Source organism: Luteibacter aegosomatis (genome assembly GCF_023078455.1).
Taxonomy (GTDB): domain Bacteria; phylum Pseudomonadota; class Gammaproteobacteria; order Xanthomonadales; family Rhodanobacteraceae; genus Luteibacter; species Luteibacter aegosomatis.
Genome location: NZ_CP095740.1, coordinates 1,428,609 through 1,446,444, shown reverse-complemented (window position 1 = coordinate 1,446,444; position 17,836 = coordinate 1,428,609). Strand labels below are relative to the sequence as shown.

Here is a 17,836-nt window from a genome sequence, read left to right as displayed (position 1 = left end):
TATGTACGTCAGTTCCGGGCACAAGCGCCACCTCGGCGGGGGCCGACGGTCGGCGCTGGTGCTGGCACTCGCGGCGTGCCTGCTCGGCGGGCCTGCGAAGGCCCAGGACGAGTCGCCGGCCGCGATGCTCGCGCCAGTCAATGTGACCGTTACCGGTTCGCGCATCCGCGGCATCGACGTGGAAACCGCGCAGCCGGTGTTCACCATGAACCGCGAGGCGATCAAGGCCACGGGACTCACCGACCTGGGCGACATCATCGCGCGCATGCCTTCGGCCTCCACGCCCGAAATCACGCCGCAGGATTCGCTTTCCTCCAGCAACGACGCCGGCGGCCGCTACGCGAGCCTGCGCAACCTCGGCGCGGTGCGCACGCTCGTGCTGGTCAACGGCCGGCGCTGGACGAGCAGCCTCGGCGGCCTGACCGACCTGTCCACCATCCCGGTGTCGATCGTCGAGCGCATCGAGGTGCTCAAGGACGGGGCCTCGTCGATCTACGGCTCCGACGCCATCGGCGGCGTGGTCAACATCATCACCACCGACCGCTTCGAAGGCGCGTCGGCCGATGTCCTCTACGGCGTGAACGGCAAGGGCGACGGCACCCGGAAAAACGGCAACTTCACCTGGGGCAAGAGCACCGAGCGCGCCTCGATCATCCTCGGCGCCACCTACGAGGATGCCGACGAACTGCTCGACGACAAGCGCTCGCTCACGCGCTACGCCGACGGCCCAAGGCATCCCGACAGCGGATTCGGCATGGGGCCGTACGGCGGCGTGGTCGATCCGCGCGCCCCCGGCACGCCCGGCGCCGGCGCCTACGGTGCCAACGGCACGTGGGTGCCGAACCGCTACGTGGTCGATCACCCGGGCGGCGCCGTGGCCGACACCGCCGACATCGCCAACTATCATCCCTACGACGCGAACAGCAACGCCGACAAATATTCCACGGCGCGCGACACCACGTTCCGGGCGGGCAGCAAGCTGCGCAACCTGTTCGGTACCGGCCGCTACAACCTCACCGACGACGTCGCCCTGCGCGGCATGGCGAGCTACGGCGTGCGCGACTCGCAATGGCGCGCCGCCGGCTATCCGCTGCAAAGCGGTTCGGGACGCGCCGATGGCCTGTTCATCGACCCGGACAACGCCTACAACCCCTTCCCCGGTTATCAGACGCCGTTCTTCCGGCGCCTTACGGAAGTGCCTCGCATCACGTGGGCCAAGAGCAAGACGCTGCATGCGGACGTCGGCGCGGAAGGCACGTTCCAGTGGGGCGAACGCACGTGGGCTTGGGATGCCACCTACGCGTACTCGGAAACCCGCGCCAGCCTCACCACCGGCGGCAACGTCGATCTGGCGAACGCACGCAAGGCCCTGGGACCCACGACGACGATCGGCGGCCAGGCCGCCTGCGCCGAAGAGGCCGATCGCGCGGCGGGCTGCGTGCCCTGGAACATCCTCGCCGGTCCGGGCGGCACGCCCGATTCGGTCTGGCGATACGTGTCCGCCACGGGCAACGCGCGCCAGGTCACCCGTACCAACGACATCATCGCCAACCTCACCGGTGGCGTGGCCGACCTTCCCGCCGGCACGCTGCGCCTGGCCGGCGGCGTGGAGCACCGCCAGGAAAACGGCCGCTACGATCCCGACGCCGCCGCCTCCGAGGGGCTCACCACGCAGTTGGCCAGCGACCCGACCCACGGCGGCTACATCGTCAACGAGGCCTATCTCGAGCTCGATGCGCCGTTGCTGTCCGACCTGCCGCTGGCGCGCGAACTGGCGGTCAACGCCTCATCGCGCTATTCGCACTACAGCGCCTTCGGTGGCGGCACGCGCAACAAATACAGTTTCCGCTGGAAACCCTTCGACGACCTGCTGCTACGCGGCACTTACGCCGAAGGCTTCCGTGCGCCGACGGTGGCCGACCTCTACGCGGGCAGCGCCGAAAGCTTCGAGAGCTTCCTCGATCCTTGCGACAGCGCGTTCGGCGCGGCCGCCAGCGACGCGGGCGTGCGCGGACGTTGCGCGGCGGCCGGCGTACCGGCCAACTACCGGCAGATCGATCCCAGCGGTGCCGCGGTGAATTCGTCCACGGGGGGGCAGAATCCCGTGGCGTTCCGCACGGGCGCGAATCCCTCGCTCAAACCCGAATCGTCGATCACGCGCACCGCGGGCCTGGTGTACAGCCCGGGATACCTCGACGGGCTCGACGTCACGCTCGACTATTACAAGGTCGACATCCGCGACGTCATCACCCCGATCCTCGCCGGCGACATCCTCAACTTCTGCTACGTGCGCAACGACCCGACGTATTGCGGACGCTTCACGCGCGCGGCCGACGGCCACATCACGGCGCTCGACGAGAGCCTCGCCAACCTCGGCTCGCTGCGCACCGAAGGCTACGACCTCGGCCTGCACTACCGGCTGCCGAGCACGCGCTACGGCGAATTCACCCTCCTGTCCGACAGCAGCTACCTGAAGGATTTCTCCCAGGCATCCAGCGCGGGTGCGGCGCCGCGCCAGCTCGCCGGCTACATGAACAACCTGCAAGGCCTCTACCGGGTACGGTCCAATCTTTCGCTCGACTGGAACTGGAAACGCTTCGGCGCCACCTGGACCGTGCGTTATTTCTCAGGCCTGAAGGACGCGTGCTGGTCGGTTACGGAGGAATGCAACCGACCCGACGAGACCGACGCGCTCACGGGTGCCAGCGGCGTGAGCCGCAAGGGCTCGGTCGCCTTCCACGATATGCAGTTGCGTTGGCAGGCACCGTGGAACGGTAGCTTCCGCGTGGGCGTGAACAACATTTTCGGGCGCAAGGGACCGCTGTATTACGCGGCATCGAGCGCAGGCCAGGGTAGCGCGCCGTACAACCCGGCCTTCGACATCAATCGGTATTTCTACGTCGGTTACCAACAGAAGTTCTAGGCATCGTTTTGCCTGAATCGCGGACAGGGTCCGCGATGGCAGCGTAGGTAAATACCGGCCCTTATCGTCAATCGCAACTTTCTGACGACAAATAAGGCAACAGGCCGGTTTCATCCGAGCCTTGGATGAATTACGCGCAAACTCTTGCGAACCCGTGACTCACACGTTATGTTCGTGTGACGTCGCCATGCGCCCAGGGGTTGGCGCGACGCGGGTGTCCCCACACCCAAACCCTTTCGTTACCCACAAACGAGTGCCGCACGCGGCGCTACTACAAGCTGTTCAGCCTTGCCGACCAAGCAGGGCCAGGGAGACTTTGACCATGACAAACCGCACCCTGCTCAAGCGCACCGCGCTCGTGTCGGCGCTGGGCGCCTGCCTGCTCGCCGGTTCCGCCTACGCGCAGAGCACCGTCGGCGACATCTACGGCACCGCCACGGCCTCGCAGACCATCCAGGTCCAGAACCTCGGCTCGGGCGCCACGCGCGCCGTGACCGTGGGCGACGACGGCCACTACCGCGTGTCGTCGCTGCCGATCGGCAGCTACCGCATCAACGTTCAGCAGAACGGCCAGACCGTGTCCACGCGCGACATCAACGTCGTCGCCGGCCAGTCCGCGCAGGTGAACTTCGCCGCCGCGGGCGATTCCGCCGCGCAGGCGCTCGACACCGTCACCGTGTCGGCCAACGCGCTGGCGCAGATCGACGTCGCCACCGTGGAATCGCGCACCAGCTTCACCGCCGACCAGCTCGAGAAGCTGCCGGTGCCGCGCAACGTGGTCGACGTGGCGGCCCTCACCCCGGGCACCACCAAGGGCGACTCGCGCTTCGGCAACCTGCCCTCCTTCGGCGGCGCGTCGGTGGCGGAAAACAGCTACTACGTCAACGGCTTCAACGTCACCAACCTGTACAACAACCTGTCGTTCTCCGAAGTGCCGTTCAACGCCATCGAGCAGCTCGACGTGCAGACCGGCGGCTACGGCGCGCAGTACGGATTCTCCACCGGCGGCGTCACCTCGGTGATCACCAAGCGCGGCACCAACGAGTGGAAGGGTGGCGCCAACTGGGTCTACCAGCCCGCCTTCGCCCGCGAGAACGAAGACAAGACCTATCGCAAGAACGGCACGCTGTACCGCAACTACGACCGCAACTCCGATAACGACAACGTCTACTCGGCGTGGCTCGGCGGCGCGCTGGTCAAGGACAAGCTCTTCTTCTACGGCATCTTCCAGTCGCACAAGGAAAGCTCCACGCTCTACCCGATCGCGCCGGGTTCGGGCACGGGCAACTCCACCACCGCGGCCACCCGCACGAAGAACAGCGATCCGTTCTACCTGATCAAGCTCGACTGGAACATCAACGACAGCAACATCCTCGAGTACACGGGGATGAACAACACCAAACACCAGACGAGCAACTACTTCACGGCCAACTACGCCGAGGACGGCACGCCGTCGACGACCGACTACCGTGGCCAGCGCCGCGTGAAGACCGGTGGCGACGTCAACGTGTTCAAGTACACCAGCTACATCACCGACGACTTCACTGCCAGCGCGCAGTGGGGCAAGATGAAGAGCAAGAACTCGTCCGATTACATCAGCCCGGACGGCACGCACACCCGCTACGACGGCAACATCAACGGTCCGCGCACGGGCTGCCCGTACGTGATCGATGCCCGCGACAGCACCACCAGCGGCCTCACCTCGCCGTACGCCTCGTGCTACCTCGCGTCCACCACCGACATCTTCAACGGTGAAGACCAGCGCACCGCGTGGCGCGTCGACCTCGACTGGAAGATCGGCGACCACGACATCGCCGGTGGCTTCAGCCGCGAGAAGTGGCGTTCCGAGAACGGCCAGAGCTACGCCGGCGGCGTGCTCTACTACTACCAGACCGACAGCGACGGCTCGCTGCACGGCACGCCGGGCCAGGATTTCGTGCAGGTGCAGAACTACCGCACCGGCGGATCGGTCACCGTCGACCAGAAGTCGTGGTTCCTGCAGGACAACTGGCAGGTCACCGACAACGTCCTCGCCTACATCGGCGTGCGCAACGACTCGTTCACCAACAAGAACGGCGCCGGTGAGAACTTCGTGCGCCAGGGCAACATCTGGCAGCCGCGCCTGGGCTTCTCGTGGGATCTGTTCGGCGACTCCACCACGAAGATCTACGGCACGGCCGGCCGCTACTCGCTGCCGATCGCCGCCAACGTCGCCCTGCGCGCCGCCACCGCGTCGTATTACACGATGCAGGACTTCGCATACGGCAACGTCGACGGCCGCGGCATCCCGCAGCTCGGCGAAGCCCTCGCCCCGGTGCAGATCGTCAACGGCGAGAACGGCAGCACGCCCGACCCGCGTTCGGTGGCGGACCGCGACCTGAAGCCGTACTCGCAGGATGAATACATCCTGGGCATCCAGCACCGCATCACCAGCGACAACGACTTCCTCAACGACTGGGTGGTCGGCGCCAAGGCGATCTACCGCAGGCTCAACAACGCCATCGACGACACCTGCGACTGGCGTCCGTTCTATGCCTACGGCCAGTCGCTGGGCCTGAACGTCGGCAACGATCCGTTCACCCCGCCGGCGAACATGCCGGGTTGCTACATCTTCAACCCGGGCAGCGAACTCACCCTCAACCTCGACCTCGACGGCAGCGGCCAGTTGCGTGAGGTCACCATTCCGGGTAACAAGCTGGGCCCGAAGGCCAAGCGCAGCTACCAGGCCGTGGTGCTCACCGCCGAAAAGGCCAGCGGCGACTGGTACGTCAACGCGTCGTACACCTGGGCGAAGAACTACGGCAACACCGAGGGCCTGGTGAAGTCGGACAACGCACAGACCGATACCGGTACCACCAGCGCATTCGACTATCCGGAGCTGATGAACGGTTCGAACGGCTGGCTGCCGAACGACCGTCGTCATAGCTTCAAGGTCTACGGCGGCTACAAGATCACCCCCGAGTGGTCGGTGGGCGTGAACGGCCTGCTCGAGTCGGGTCGTCCGACCAGCTGCTTCGGCGGCGGTTCCGGCGTGCCTTACGGCATCCCGGGCTACTCGTCGTCCTACTTCTACTGCGAAGGCGAAGTGGACCAGCGCGGCCACGGCAAGCGCCTGCCGTGGAACTGGTCGCTGAGCCCGAACGTGGTCTACACCCCGTCGTACGTGAAGGGCCTCACGGTGCAGCTCGACGCGATCAACGTGCTGAACAACAGCAAGCCGATCGCCGTCAGCGAAATCGGCGAGCGCGCGAACCAGACGTTGTACGCCACCACGTACCGCGTGCCGACCTACTACCAGACGCCGCGCTACTTCCGTCTGATGGTGCAGTACGACTTCAGCCTGTAAGGATTCGGCTGTCGGTCGTGAAAAGAGCCGCCCTTTCGGGCGGCTCTTTTTTTATGCTTCCACTGACGATGTAGGGCGGCGAATGGTCTGAGCGAACGCGCCACATGGTTTGAAAACGCCTAAATCTACCTGGAACGGGCCTTAAAGCCCCCTCCATCCAGGCCGGCCGCCAGGCCCATAGATCGGCTCTAGGCCTGGGTGAGGGCCTGTCACTACACGCATTTCCCGGCGCAGGGAGGCGAACCCAGAGCCCCGAGGCAGCCGGGCCCGGCATCCCGCCAGGCCATCTCGCCGCCTCCTACGTGAGCTAGAACAGGCCTGCGGGCTCCGCCGCCAGGTCCCAACTGAATATCAGGACCTCCCCCACTTCCTTACCCCTTCCACCGCCAACGGTATAGCGGTGGTCGGCCCGCTCGATGTGGAAGCGACAGAAGAGCTGCCGTATGGCCGGGTGGTCATTCAGGGTCACAATGGCCTTCCCCTGGATATTCCCCAGGCACTGCTCCAGCGCCTCGTATTGCTCCCACCCAAATTCGACGCCGTAGCCCTCGGTCTCCCAGTACGGCGGATCGATGAAGAACAGCGTGTGAGGCCGGTCGTACTTGGCCACCACGGCCTCCCAGGGCAGATGCTCGACGTAGGCATTGGCCAGTCGTAGGTGGGCGGCAGACAGGGTTTCCTCCAGCCGCAGCAAATTCAGGCCGGGCGGCGCGGTGGTGGCGGTGCCGTAGGTCTGGCTCTGCACCTTCCCCCCGAAGGCCGACTGCTGGAGGTAATAGAACCTGGCCGCGCGCTGGATATCCGTCAGGGTTTCCGGCCGCGTGACCTTGAGCCATTCGAAGACGCGACGACTGGACAGCGCCCATTTGAACTGGCGAACAAACTCTTCGAGGTGGTGTTGTACGACGCGATATAGGTTGACCAGGTCGCCATTGATGTCGTTGAGTACCTCGACCTCGGCTGGCGGCTTGAGGAAAAATAGCGCAGCACCGCCTGCAAACGGCTCTACATAGCATGTGTGGTTGGGAAAGAACGCAAAAATCCTATCGGCTAACCGGCGCTTTCCGCCAAGCCAAGGAATGATAGGGGACGACATCTAGTCTCCATTTGTGAGATCAGGTGGGGCTACCTTTCCCTTGCCGCACGTGCGGAAGGGGGCTCATCTGATCCACGCCTCATCGTGGTGAGGGTCAGGCTGTTGGCGCAGCCTGGCCCCCGACTAACTTGACGCTCCCATCGCGGTGGACACCGTCGATATATTCATTGGAGCGTCGCCACCGCACATTGACTTGCTCGTGACGTGTGGGCTGAATCAGTTGCCGTTGACGTTGCAGAAGTACGAAATCGTGGTAGTGCTTCGGAGGGCGCCGAGTCGATATAGGCGGACGGTCAGGCCGCCACGGCTTTGCGAATTGCTACCAGTGAACGTGGCGGAGCACTTGCCGCCACAGTACGGATTCGATGAGACGGCAGTTTGGCTGGGTGCCGTGTTTTCCACATCGCTCGTCGCTCCGTTTCCGATCCAGTCGTGAGAGTTCTCATTGGCTCCCATGACCACGGTCCAGTTCGAGGCCGAGTCGCCAGCGGGAAGCCAGGTACCGGAGTCGACGGCGTGGTAGCCGGACGTACCGTTCTGGTCTTGCACGAGCACCTGGTATGTGCCGTTGCCGAGGATCTGTAGCCGCACGCCGGCGCCACCACGACTCTGGTTGTTCGCGGTGTAGCTCCTGCCATTGATGGCCAAGGCGTACACGGCCGTCCCCTTCGCCGCCCAGAAGTTGGAAGTGTCCGAGCCGTTGATTCGGTAGCCAGAATCTCGCTGCCGCGATCCGTATTGGATATGCGCATACCGTCGCGGCACGCCCTTATCCGCCAGTTGCGCGAAAGACGGCCCGTCCCCGATGACGTCGGGGTCATACATGTCATCGAAATCCACGCCAAGGGACTTGAGAAGCGACACGAATCAGACCTCGACCTGGCCCGGAACCGAGGAATTTGTCTCATTGATCGCCGGTGCGGCGCTCAATGCCTCGACGCGCTCGTCGTAGAGCTTCGCGAACGCGGACTTGATGATGAGAACCGCCCCGGCGCTAGAAATCTCAGAGAGGTTAGCTCCGGTAACCGGGTCCACGCCTTCGCCGAGGCAGCGACCGGCAATGTCATCCAGTGCGACGACGAGCGGCTGCTGATCGCCTCCCGGCCCCTGGTAGACATCACCCGCGTAGACGCATGGGCGAGCCCCGAATACGACCTGGACGCCTCCGCTTGAAGGGTCGTAAATCAGCGTGGTCATGAGCGAGATGACCTCGCTGGTCACGCCCTGGGCGATGACTTGGATGCGCGGGTTCATTTCGTCTTTTGCTCCAATCGGTCGATGCGCCGCTGTAGGGCACGGTTGCTATTGATCAGTTCCTCGATTGCCAGGGCGTTGTCCATGGAGCATTCGAGGGCAAGGGCGCTCTTGTTGATGGCGAGGCGTTTAACCTTTCGGTCGCCGCGCTTACCGGTGCCGGCCTTCACGTACTCCACTACCAGGTGAGGCGCATGACGCCGAAGCCACTGTGCGATCAAGCCCCTATCGGATTCACCGTTGGCCTTCCAAAACCACTGCTTGAAGGCCTTTGCGCAGCGCAGGGATAGGCCTCGGGTGACTTGAGCGGCGCGAACATCCCTTTTCTCGTGGATGTCGGAGGTATCGAAACCTCCAATCGCGATCACCTTGCCGGTGGCGGTAAAATTGCCGTTGGACTCCCACCAGTGCGTCTGCTGCACGCCGCAATGCAGGTCGACACGCATGTTTCCGCCGTTATAGTAGACGTCCATTGCGGCGAGATGGCGCTCACCCCACTTCGTGACACGCCACACCATGTAGGCGCTGCTCGTGTTCTGCGCATCCACCTGAAGGGCTGGGGTGCGATCACCGGCCCATGCGGAGTAGGAGCCACCAATCCCAGGATCGGTATTCGAGTTCGAGGTTGCCGAGAAGGTCGAGATGCCGTACTTCTGAAATCCTCGAACGGCAGTGCCCGGTGACCCTCCGCTTAGGAGCCCGCCCGCATCCGCTGTCCACTGGCCAGCTGTCGAATTGCCACCAGAGGGCCGCAGGTAGACCGTGCCAGCGTTCGCATAGACAACCGTGGCAGCCTGATTAGATCCAATGAAGCCGTTGCAAAGAATCGACGCGGAGAAAATGGCGTCGCCGGTTTTTCGCGAGAACTTCAACACCGCGCCTTTCAGGGCTCCAGCGTCGTTGTAGCTCTGCAACTGAAAATCCGAGCCAGCGTCGGCGCCGGACTCGGCTCCCGAGTCACCAAAGATCGCCGACCACCGCGCCGCGCCGTTGGTGAAGCCAGCGATATACGCCTCCCCACCGGATGCTAACTTATTGAGCTCAACGGCTGGCCGGCCCGATTTGACGGTGAGCTTCCCCGTCATCGTATCGCCGGCTTTAGACACCTTCCCATTGAGATCTAACGTACTAGCTTTCGCATCGAGGGCATCCTGCAAGCCATCTACGTCGCCAATCTCATGGTGATGGTCTTCATCGGCTTTATTGGCCAACCCAGCAGAGACGAAGGCAGTGCTTGCAATCTGGTCGGTGCTGGTCCCAGGCTGAGCTGTTGGTGCTTTCGGCGTTCCGGTAAGGACGGGAGAGCTCTTGGGCGCAAGAAGACCAAGAGCGTCCGATAGGCCGTCGACCAGCGGAATCGTCGAGGGAAATTCCTCTGGCTTGTGCTTGATCGCGCCCCACTCGACACCGGCGCCCGTAATGGCTGCAATAGCATCCCGCAACTGCGTTTTCGACGATGGGTCCAGCTCCATGCCGGCGTCGGTGATGACGGCAATGATCTCTTCTTGAATAGCGTTAAGGGCGTCGGCGTCGACCACTGTGCCCTGGACACCAGCTAGCACGTCGGCGTTATGGTAGAGCCCGTCAGGTGTGTTGATGCGCCGCATGCCTTACTCCACGAAATCGCACTGCGTGTGCGCAGGCTTGAGATCGTTAAAAAGTGCCTTTAAAGCGGCATCATCGCCGCCCACCGGGCGTGTGTTGATTGTGACGTCCCAGACGAAGATCACGTCTTCACCATAGAGGCGTTCTCCGCAACGGCTGATGCCGCAACGGAATGCTCGTGGCTCGCTGATCGTGATGCCGTAGCCTTGGCTTGCAGCCAGGCGCACGAAGTAGGCTCGGGATATGCCCCCAAGCTCGCCCATCTTGGCTAGCACCACTTGAATGCGCTTGGCCAGGCTGTCGCTTGGCGCCGGTGTAAGGGCGTACAAACGTTCCCAGCTGGCGACGTCGGCACCCGCACTTGCGGGATGCATGCGCGCCAATAGCGCGTCGCCGCCATACCGCGCGTCCTGAAGCGCCGCCGCTTCGGCGTCGATCCAGGCGGACAGCCGCGGGCCATTGGGGTCGTAAGCGACAGGCGGGAGAAGCGACCGCAGCAGTTCGGCGAAGACGTTCACATCAACTCCAACGTCACAGCGCCCAGGCGCAGCCACTGAACCTGGCTGGCGTCGACCGTCGCCTCGACGTTCGCTGCCGGTGCGATCAGCTCGCGATCGATCACCCCCGAGATACCGGACAATGCCGCCTCACCGCGCGATCGATAGTACGTATCTCCAGGAGCCAAGTTCGCGAATAGCGCTGCGAGCTGTGCCTTTGCGTCGGTGAGTGCATCCGCAAGCTGATATCCGTCGGTGAGTTTAACCTTGGCGTCGTGATCTACATTGATGATCGTGGGTGCGAAGACCAGGCAATTCCACGCGGTAACCGGTCGTTGGTCATCGATGTAGGTCTGGACCTGTGCGATCAGCTCATCACTAGGCAGGCCGTCCGGCCCCACGATCACGATATCGACTGTTCCCAAACCACGTCGTAGCGGATACACGTAAGCCGACGCGACGCCCGGTATGGATTCCGCCCAACGCTTGTAGTCGTAGTGATTACCGCCCGCTGGGGGGCGTCGGAGAAGGGTCAGGTAGCGATCGAGCAGGCTAGCCTGGGATTCGATATCCGAGCCGTTAGCCAGCGCTGTGGACACCACCGCTGCCGCATCGATTCCCAGGGGCGGACTGGTAATCGTCGCATTACCGACGATGCCGTTGGCTACCGCTCCCGCCACCGCCGCTGCGACAGCCACGACGGCCGTACCGTCTGCGCCGACGGGCGTATCCAGCGTGGTCACCAGCATGGTGCCGTTGACGTGGCGGACGCTACTACCCGCAGGCAACGTCGTTCCGTAGATACCCGTAACGCTCAACTTGCCTGTCGCGGCCCTAGCCGGCTTCCGGCTCAGGCCTCGCTCGGCGGCATACTTGACCAGCTCGGCAAGATCGGCCGTGTCAGGGAATATCTGCCTGTATAGCCATGCCTGGAACTGATAGAGCCCCTCGATGGCGGCGGCATCGGCCGTCGCGCGCACGTAGTTATCGCTATCGGTGCTGATATCTGCGTCGTTATCCTGGCTGCTGATGTCGCGCAGGATGCGGTCACGAATGGTCTCAAGGCTTTGCGTGGGAAAGGGCATTTAGATCACGCGGACCCAGTGATTGAAGGTCTGTTGCTGGCCACCGGCTTCAGTCACGTCGATATCGAGCTGTAGCCATCCAATCGACGACGAAGACACCGAAACGTCAATGGCGCTCGCACGGCCATCGGACAGGAGGCCTTTCAAAGCATCCAAGGCGTAGTCCCGGGCCAGAATGCGAACGCGAGATACATCCTTCTCGCGCTGAAGTTCATGCAGGCGACTGCCAAGGGTGGGTGCAGCCCACCAGCTGCCAAGTGGGACGACGAGACGTAGATACACGGCATTGGCCAGCGTCGTGATGCGCTGTCCGCTTAGATCGCCTGTTCTGGGGTCAATGCCTGCATCCATGGCGGCATGGTGCGTCGCGCACGCGCGGGTCGCATATTCAAGCGCTTGTTAGAAGCGGTCACTGTTTCTGATTGGGTGGAAGCGTCGAGCTTCCGGCAACCGGGTGGGTGTGACCATCATAGATCTGACGGTCATCTGCCATGGAACGCGTGCCATCACTGACATCGCCATCGGCATGTGCGTTGTTCTCGACGTGCAGATCCTTACTCATTTCCACGACAGGCGTTTCGAAGCGAACCTTGGTGCCAGCTTTCACGAGCAGAGTTTCTGTGACGAGCTCGATGACACGGCCGCGTTGCATGTGGACGTGATCCCCCTCGTCCGTGTGGATCGCGACTTCGCCTGGCTGAAGCTGAATGCGGTAACGGCCGTCAATGCTCGCGATGATCACGCTATGCCCGCTGTCGCCCCCAACGGGAAGCAGGATGACCTCGGCACCCGCGAGGGGCGCGCTGGCCAAGCCGTAGTGCTGCATGAGCTCAGCTGCAACGGCTTCACCAGCCAAACCTTCAACCTGGGCGGCGGGCAACACAGCCGTAGCATCCAGGCGACTGAGCTTGCCCCTAAACGCCGCGCGCATGCGCTGCCCGGCTCGCTCTGCGGTTTGCCGCATGACTTGGGTCAGGCGCTTCATAGGCCAAAAAATTCCGTGGTCTTTTGCTTCTTTTGCTTTTTCTGGTGAGCGTTAACCACCCACGTCTTATCCTCACGGAAGCGTAGTTCTGTGATGGCTCCCTCTCGGCGCGTCAAGCGCAGTGTGCGTGCCATGAGAAAGTACGTGCCATTGATGCCGTGCGGTTCGCTGATCAGGTTGGCGCGCTGGCCAGGCGTCCACACGGCGCCGCCACTGGCGCGCCACCCTTTGACCCTTATTCGGGCCTCGAAGGCATCGAGCTGACTATCCGAAAGCAGCTTGTTTGCGCGATCCGTGGCGAGGTCGCTGGTATCACATCCACTGTCGATGACCACACGGGGCCGGAAGATGCCGCGCGCCGTCAGCGCGCTATCGCTTACCTTGGCCGTCAACGTGGTGCGGTCCTCGTCCCAGCCGCTGCCTTGGTATGCACCATGCTGGCCCAACACCGTGATCTGGCTGTAGCGATCTGCAATCGACCGACGCACGCTCATATCCTCGATGTTGTTGTCGTCGCTATCTCCATGACGCAGGACCAAGTCACCCACCGTTGCGGCGGTGTAATCAGGGCCACCGACGACCAGCGTGCCATCGGGATCGACCCAGGGCCACAGCCCATTAGCTTCGGCCGTGAGCAGGAGCGCTTCCCACGCTGTTTGCCCTGGGCTGACCTGTACCTGCTTGCGCAGCTTGGCGATATCGCTATCCAGGCGGACCTTGCTGATGCCCATGGGCTTCACCACCTGGTCGATGATCTGCTGCAAGGTGGCTTCCCGCATCGAAACAAACGGACTGGAGCAGTCCACCAGGGTTCCGGCTTTGTCACGACCGGTGATGCGCACAGCATGGCCACGGCGCCCCACCTGTTGCTCAACCTCATCCAGTGCGCCGGTCAAGACGGCATCGCCGTCCAGATCCAATGTGCAGGGTGCGCCTTCGACCACCGTTGCCGGCAAGGTGATGCCGTTACGCGTAAAAAGTTCGAGCTCGAAACCATCGGCGGGCGTCAACAGGTCACTATCGACCGACCAGCCCGTCCAGGTGTCATTAACGACACCGCCGACCGACAACCGTATGTTCGGGCTAGTTGGCATATGCGTTCAGTACCTGGCCTGCGCTGATGCTGTAAGGCGTAACGAGGTTCGGATTCAATCGAAGCAGCTCGTTCGCTCGCGTGTTGTCGCCATACCAGAGGAACGCCAGGCGACGTAGACACTGCATCGATGGAACCACGCGCTGCACGATGGGCGGTTTGATATTGATGACCGCGTTAGCAGACACCTGGACAACCTGGGCGAGCTGCCGGAGTGGCTCGATGACCGTCAGCGCCGCTTCCACGTCGAACAGCTCGCGATGCATGATGATCGCCGACTGTAGGAGCGAGCGCACCTGGGCGGTCAGTGCGTCCACATCGTTGGGCGAGAGGCTCGGACTATCGAGCTCGGCATCAAATACGCTGCACACGGCGTCAGCAAGGATCATCGCCTGCTCAGTAATCAGGTAGGCGACCAACGTGAGGCCCACAGCGTTGACGGCGTCCGCCGGGAGGCCATCCGGCAGCTCAATGGCGGTCCCGCTGGCGGCGCCGCCATTCGCGCCTGAATTGGTGTCCAGGGCACCGGCATAGAGGGTCGGCATGACGCCTTGGCGAGCGCACACGAGGGCGACCTGCCACGCGCGAACGGCCATGGCCGGGAGGTTGTCCTGCCCTGGCACGGTCTGCGGCAGTGCGTCGCCGGCCAGCAGCCTGGTGGCACTGGTCGGCATGGTGAATTCGATATCGTCGCGAGCCTCCGGCAGGACGCGTTTCGATCCTTCGCCCACGACAGGGTCGAACGTCGGTGTGACGCCGTCGGCCAGTGCGGCAAGTCCGCTGAGGGTTCCGAGTATCTGGCTGCGCAGCTGGGCGAACTGAAGAGTGATCCCAGGTTGACCGATCACGTTTTCCATGAGCCCGGTCCACCCACCATCCGTGGCATTTCGGACGGTGGATACGATACCGACAACCTGAGCCAGCACGCCGCGTACCGCCGAAGCATACGAGCGAACCTGGCCCAAGACCGCCTTGCCGGAGGCAATAGCGGACGCCAGGCCGCTGAGCTGCTGCGTGCTAGCCACGGCATCGGCGGTAGTGACGAACGTTCGCTGAAAGAACTGCGGATCATCGCCAGACTCAATCAGGGTAAGTGATATCTCGGCCCGGTCCGGGGTTTCCGCATCGTCCCGAATACGGTAGCGCTCGACGTGTACGGTGATGTTGCCGTAGACCGGGTGCACAAAGGCGGCATCATCGGACGAGTCCAGCGCAACGATCAGCTCTTGCAGCGTCGTTTCGTAGTTGTCTCCCCAGCACACCACTTGGACTTCGAAGCGCCGGGCATCCCGGCCGAGATCCTCGACGGATTCGCCGTCACGGTATGGCACGCCATGCAAGGCGAGCGAGCGACTCACGTCCAGCTCCGTGCCAACCACGTCGATAGCTATCGAGCGAAAGCTCGCCGGTAGGAGATTGTCTTTCCAGCTCATCCGCGCCTCGCGTCACGCACTTGTCGATCAACGACCTTGGCGTGTAGTTCGTCGGTATCCGATGTGACCTGGATCTGGAGTGGCTTGCCCAGGAGTGGTTCGAGCAGGCGCGCTGCGTCGTTGAATACGCGAGCAGCGTCCTGCATCTGGCTGGCGGCCGCCGCGCTGGTATCGCCAATAGCTGCCGGGTCCAGCCGCGAGGCGGTCTGTTCTGCCCACGAGCTGACCGAATCCGAAAGCCGGGGCGAGAGCCAGCGTGCGGCGGGAGAGCGGGCGACATTGCCGATGAGCCCAGCCGCCCTGGCGGCATCGCCGGCATCGACCTGCTCCGCTGGAATCTGGCTTGTCACCCAGGCCTCGTAGTCCTCAACGCGCTTCTTCCCCGGCGCGGCGTATGCGCTATCGACCCAGCGTCCATACGGCATTTCGCTCGTTTCGATCTGATTGCGGCGATCCAGCTGTGCATCGTTGATGCCGAAGCGCTTCTTGTCCCGCTCCCGCTGGTCAGCTACCAACTGCGCATCTTGCGCATCCGCAATAGGCTTCAAGGCATCGTTCACGGCCGCCACACCAGCGCCCAGAGCAAATGCCGGCAGTAGATCAGCCATGACAAAGCCGCGTGCACCAGCTGCGACCCGAGCGGCGCCCGTGGCGGCGGTAGCAGCGCGACCACCGGTGGCCGCCTCGGCGGCTACCTCGGCGGCGCTGGATGCCGCGCTGCCGATACCCGACGGTGCGCCGCTCCAGTTGGTGACAAACACGGGTGTGACGCCGGTGCTTTCTTGCAGGGCATGGCCGACCACGATGTTTTTCACCGTATCGACACTGCCACCGAGCAGGTCGGTCAGCTTACCCAAGGCCTTGCTGCCGCCCCACTTCGCCAGGCGACCGCCGTAGTAGCCCCCTACGCCCAAAGCCGCAGCGCCGCCCAGGAGCTGGCTACCGCTCAGCCCCTTGTCGTCCAGCAGGTATTGCGCCGCGCTGGCCAGCGCCTTGTTCACCGGGATCGCGGCCTTGTCCAGGGCCTCACCCACCGTGGCTTTGACGCGTCCTGCCGTGGCGGTGGCACTCTTGCGGTTTTCATCGAGCTGGGCTGGGTCGAAGTCTGCCACGGCGCTAATCTGCTTACCGTAGTCACGGGCCTGCTCGATGCGACCGGGTTGAAGAAACGCGCGGAAGTTGCGCTGCGTGTCGAGATCGGCCTCGCCAATCACCGCTTGCAAGAAGGCCGACCGCCGACTATCCGTCTTCAGCTTCTCGTATCGCTTGCGCAAATCCTCCATAACTGCAAAGGGATCGCGTGTCGCGCCCTTCTTATCGAAGAAGTTCACGCCCGTCGTCTTGGTGACCTGCGCCCGGTACTTGCCGTTGGTGAACATGCGAAGTCCCGACTCGGCCAGTGTTGCTAGGCGCTCGGGTTGGGACTCGATATTGGATAGCGCTTCGATGTAGCCGATGGTCTGCGGATAGTTCAGCCCCGCTTGCTGCGCGGCACCGCCGACACGAGGGAAGATGTTGGGAAGGTCCGGCAACTCGGCGCGACCGAGGCGGCCACCCACCAACCCTTGCGCGAGCAGGCGGTTGCTCGTTCCAGCCTTGGCCAGGTCCTCGTTGAAGATGGCGGCCGCCGTGACCTGATAGTCCGCCAGCTGGCCCTGATCGGCGCCACTGATCGTCGATGCGACGTCAGCGGCGTTCGCTGCGGGCTTTGCCTGCTGATAATTCAAGCCGGCGGCCACCAACTGCCCCATGCCGCGATCAATCGCATCGGGGCTGTTGCCATTGGCGCGAGCCATCGCCCAACGGGTGCGCCGCCAGTCGTCGACATCCGCTGCACTCATGTCGGCCGTTTGACGCAGCTGGATGTTGGTACGGTCCAACTGCGCACTGGACCGCAGCGTCTGCACGGCGCCCGCACCGATGCCGAGCGCGGCCAGGCGGCCGCCGACGCCGCCCAGCACCTTATGCAGGCCGTCGAATTCACGGCGTGCAGCGCTGGCCATGGTGCGCAACGCGCTGGTCGAGCGAAGGGCGAGCATGCGCAGCCGGTCCATGCCACGACCAGCACGCTCAGCCTCGGTGGTGGAACGGCGTAGCTCGCGCGCATCGTCTTGCAGACCGCGCTTAATGGCGTCGGTGGCTCGCTGTCCCTGCGTGGCCACACGATCCATCGTGCCGCCGAACTTCTTGACCTCGGCACCCGCTTCGGAGGTGGATTGCTTGACCTCCTGCCATTGCCCGTTCTGCCATCGCAGCGCCTGCTTGACCTTGTTGCCTGTGGTCGTGGATGTCTTGCCTAGCTTGTCGACGGCCGCCGTTTGAGCGTCGACCGGACCGCTGCCCTCGCTGCGCGCCCGTACGGTGAGATTGACGCGCATATCGCTCATCGGGCTTCCTTATTCCTCGCGCTCTTGTAGGTCTTGGTGGCGGCGGGCTTGCCGCGACGACTGATGAAGTCCAGTCGCGCCTCGATTTCAGGCTTGGTCATTCGTCCAATTTCGTCAATGCGATAGCCGTGC

General features: G+C 63.4%; 13 protein-coding genes. 2 read left to right on the top strand and 11 right to left on the bottom strand.

Features of this window, described 5'->3' with window-relative positions:
• Position 1 precedes the first annotated feature (1 nt).
• Positions 2–2,923, top strand: a complete 2,922-nt coding sequence (locus L2Y94_RS21310) for a TonB-dependent receptor domain-containing protein (RefSeq protein ID WP_283248524.1) — start codon at positions 2–4, stop codon at positions 2,921–2,923.
• 322 nt (positions 2,924–3,245) lie between these two features.
• A complete protein-coding gene (locus tag L2Y94_RS06710; protein WP_247373912.1) occupies positions 3,246–6,269 on the top strand; it encodes a TonB-dependent receptor in 3,024 nt (1,007 codons plus the stop codon).
• 307 nt (positions 6,270–6,576) lie between these two features.
• Here L2Y94_RS06710 and L2Y94_RS06705 read toward each other — a convergent pair whose 3' ends face one another.
• The 11 genes from L2Y94_RS06705 to L2Y94_RS06655 form a co-directional block, all read right to left on the bottom strand.
• The gene (locus tag L2Y94_RS06705; protein ID WP_247373911.1) at positions 6,577–7,365 is read right to left on the bottom strand and encodes a DNA adenine methylase; all 789 of its coding nucleotides are present in this window, start codon (positions 7,363–7,365) and stop codon (positions 6,577–6,579) included.
• Between the two features lie 216 nt (positions 7,366–7,581).
• Positions 7,582–8,229 (bottom strand): hypothetical protein, encoded by a 648-nt coding sequence (locus L2Y94_RS06700; RefSeq protein WP_247373909.1) that lies wholly within the window; start codon positions 8,227–8,229, stop codon positions 7,582–7,584.
• A gap of 3 nt (positions 8,230–8,232) precedes the next feature.
• Complete coding sequence (locus L2Y94_RS06695) at positions 8,233–8,619, bottom strand: hypothetical protein (RefSeq protein WP_247373908.1); 387 nt, start codon at positions 8,617–8,619, stop codon at positions 8,233–8,235.
• Positions 8,616–10,226, bottom strand: a complete 1,611-nt coding sequence (locus L2Y94_RS06690) for a hypothetical protein (protein WP_247373906.1) — start codon at positions 10,224–10,226, stop codon at positions 8,616–8,618. The genes L2Y94_RS06695 and L2Y94_RS06690 overlap by 4 nt, the downstream gene beginning before the upstream one ends.
• Before the next feature lie 3 nt (positions 10,227–10,229).
• Positions 10,230–10,742: a putative phage tail protein gene (locus L2Y94_RS06685; RefSeq protein WP_247373905.1), complete on the bottom strand. Its 513-nt coding sequence runs from the start codon at positions 10,740–10,742 to the stop codon at positions 10,230–10,232.
• Positions 10,739–11,806 (bottom strand): baseplate J/gp47 family protein, encoded by a 1,068-nt coding sequence (locus L2Y94_RS06680; RefSeq protein WP_247373904.1) that lies wholly within the window; start codon positions 11,804–11,806, stop codon positions 10,739–10,741. Before L2Y94_RS06680 ends, L2Y94_RS06685 begins: the two co-directional genes overlap by 4 nt.
• Positions 11,807–12,157, bottom strand: coding sequence for a phage GP46 family protein (locus tag L2Y94_RS06675; RefSeq protein WP_247373903.1), 351 nt, complete (start codon positions 12,155–12,157; stop codon positions 11,807–11,809).
• Between the two features lie 58 nt (positions 12,158–12,215).
• On the bottom strand, positions 12,216–12,791 hold the full coding sequence (locus L2Y94_RS06670) for a phage baseplate assembly protein domain-containing protein (protein ID WP_247373902.1): 576 nt from the start codon (positions 12,789–12,791) through the stop codon (positions 12,216–12,218).
• On the bottom strand, positions 12,788–13,861 hold the full coding sequence (locus tag L2Y94_RS06665; RefSeq protein WP_247373901.1) for a phage baseplate assembly protein: 1,074 nt from the start codon (positions 13,859–13,861) through the stop codon (positions 12,788–12,790). The genes L2Y94_RS06670 and L2Y94_RS06665 overlap by 4 nt, the downstream gene beginning before the upstream one ends.
• Before the next feature lie 13 nt (positions 13,862–13,874).
• A complete protein-coding gene (locus tag L2Y94_RS06660; protein ID WP_247373900.1) occupies positions 13,875–15,317 on the bottom strand; it encodes a DNA circularization protein in 1,443 nt (480 codons plus the stop codon).
• Positions 15,314–17,704 carry a phage tail tape measure protein gene (locus tag L2Y94_RS06655; RefSeq protein ID WP_247373899.1) on the bottom strand — a complete coding sequence of 797 codons (2,391 nt, stop codon included), beginning with the start codon at positions 17,702–17,704 and terminating at the stop codon, positions 15,314–15,316. The genes L2Y94_RS06660 and L2Y94_RS06655 overlap by 4 nt, the downstream gene beginning before the upstream one ends.
• Positions 17,705–17,836 lie beyond the last annotated feature (132 nt).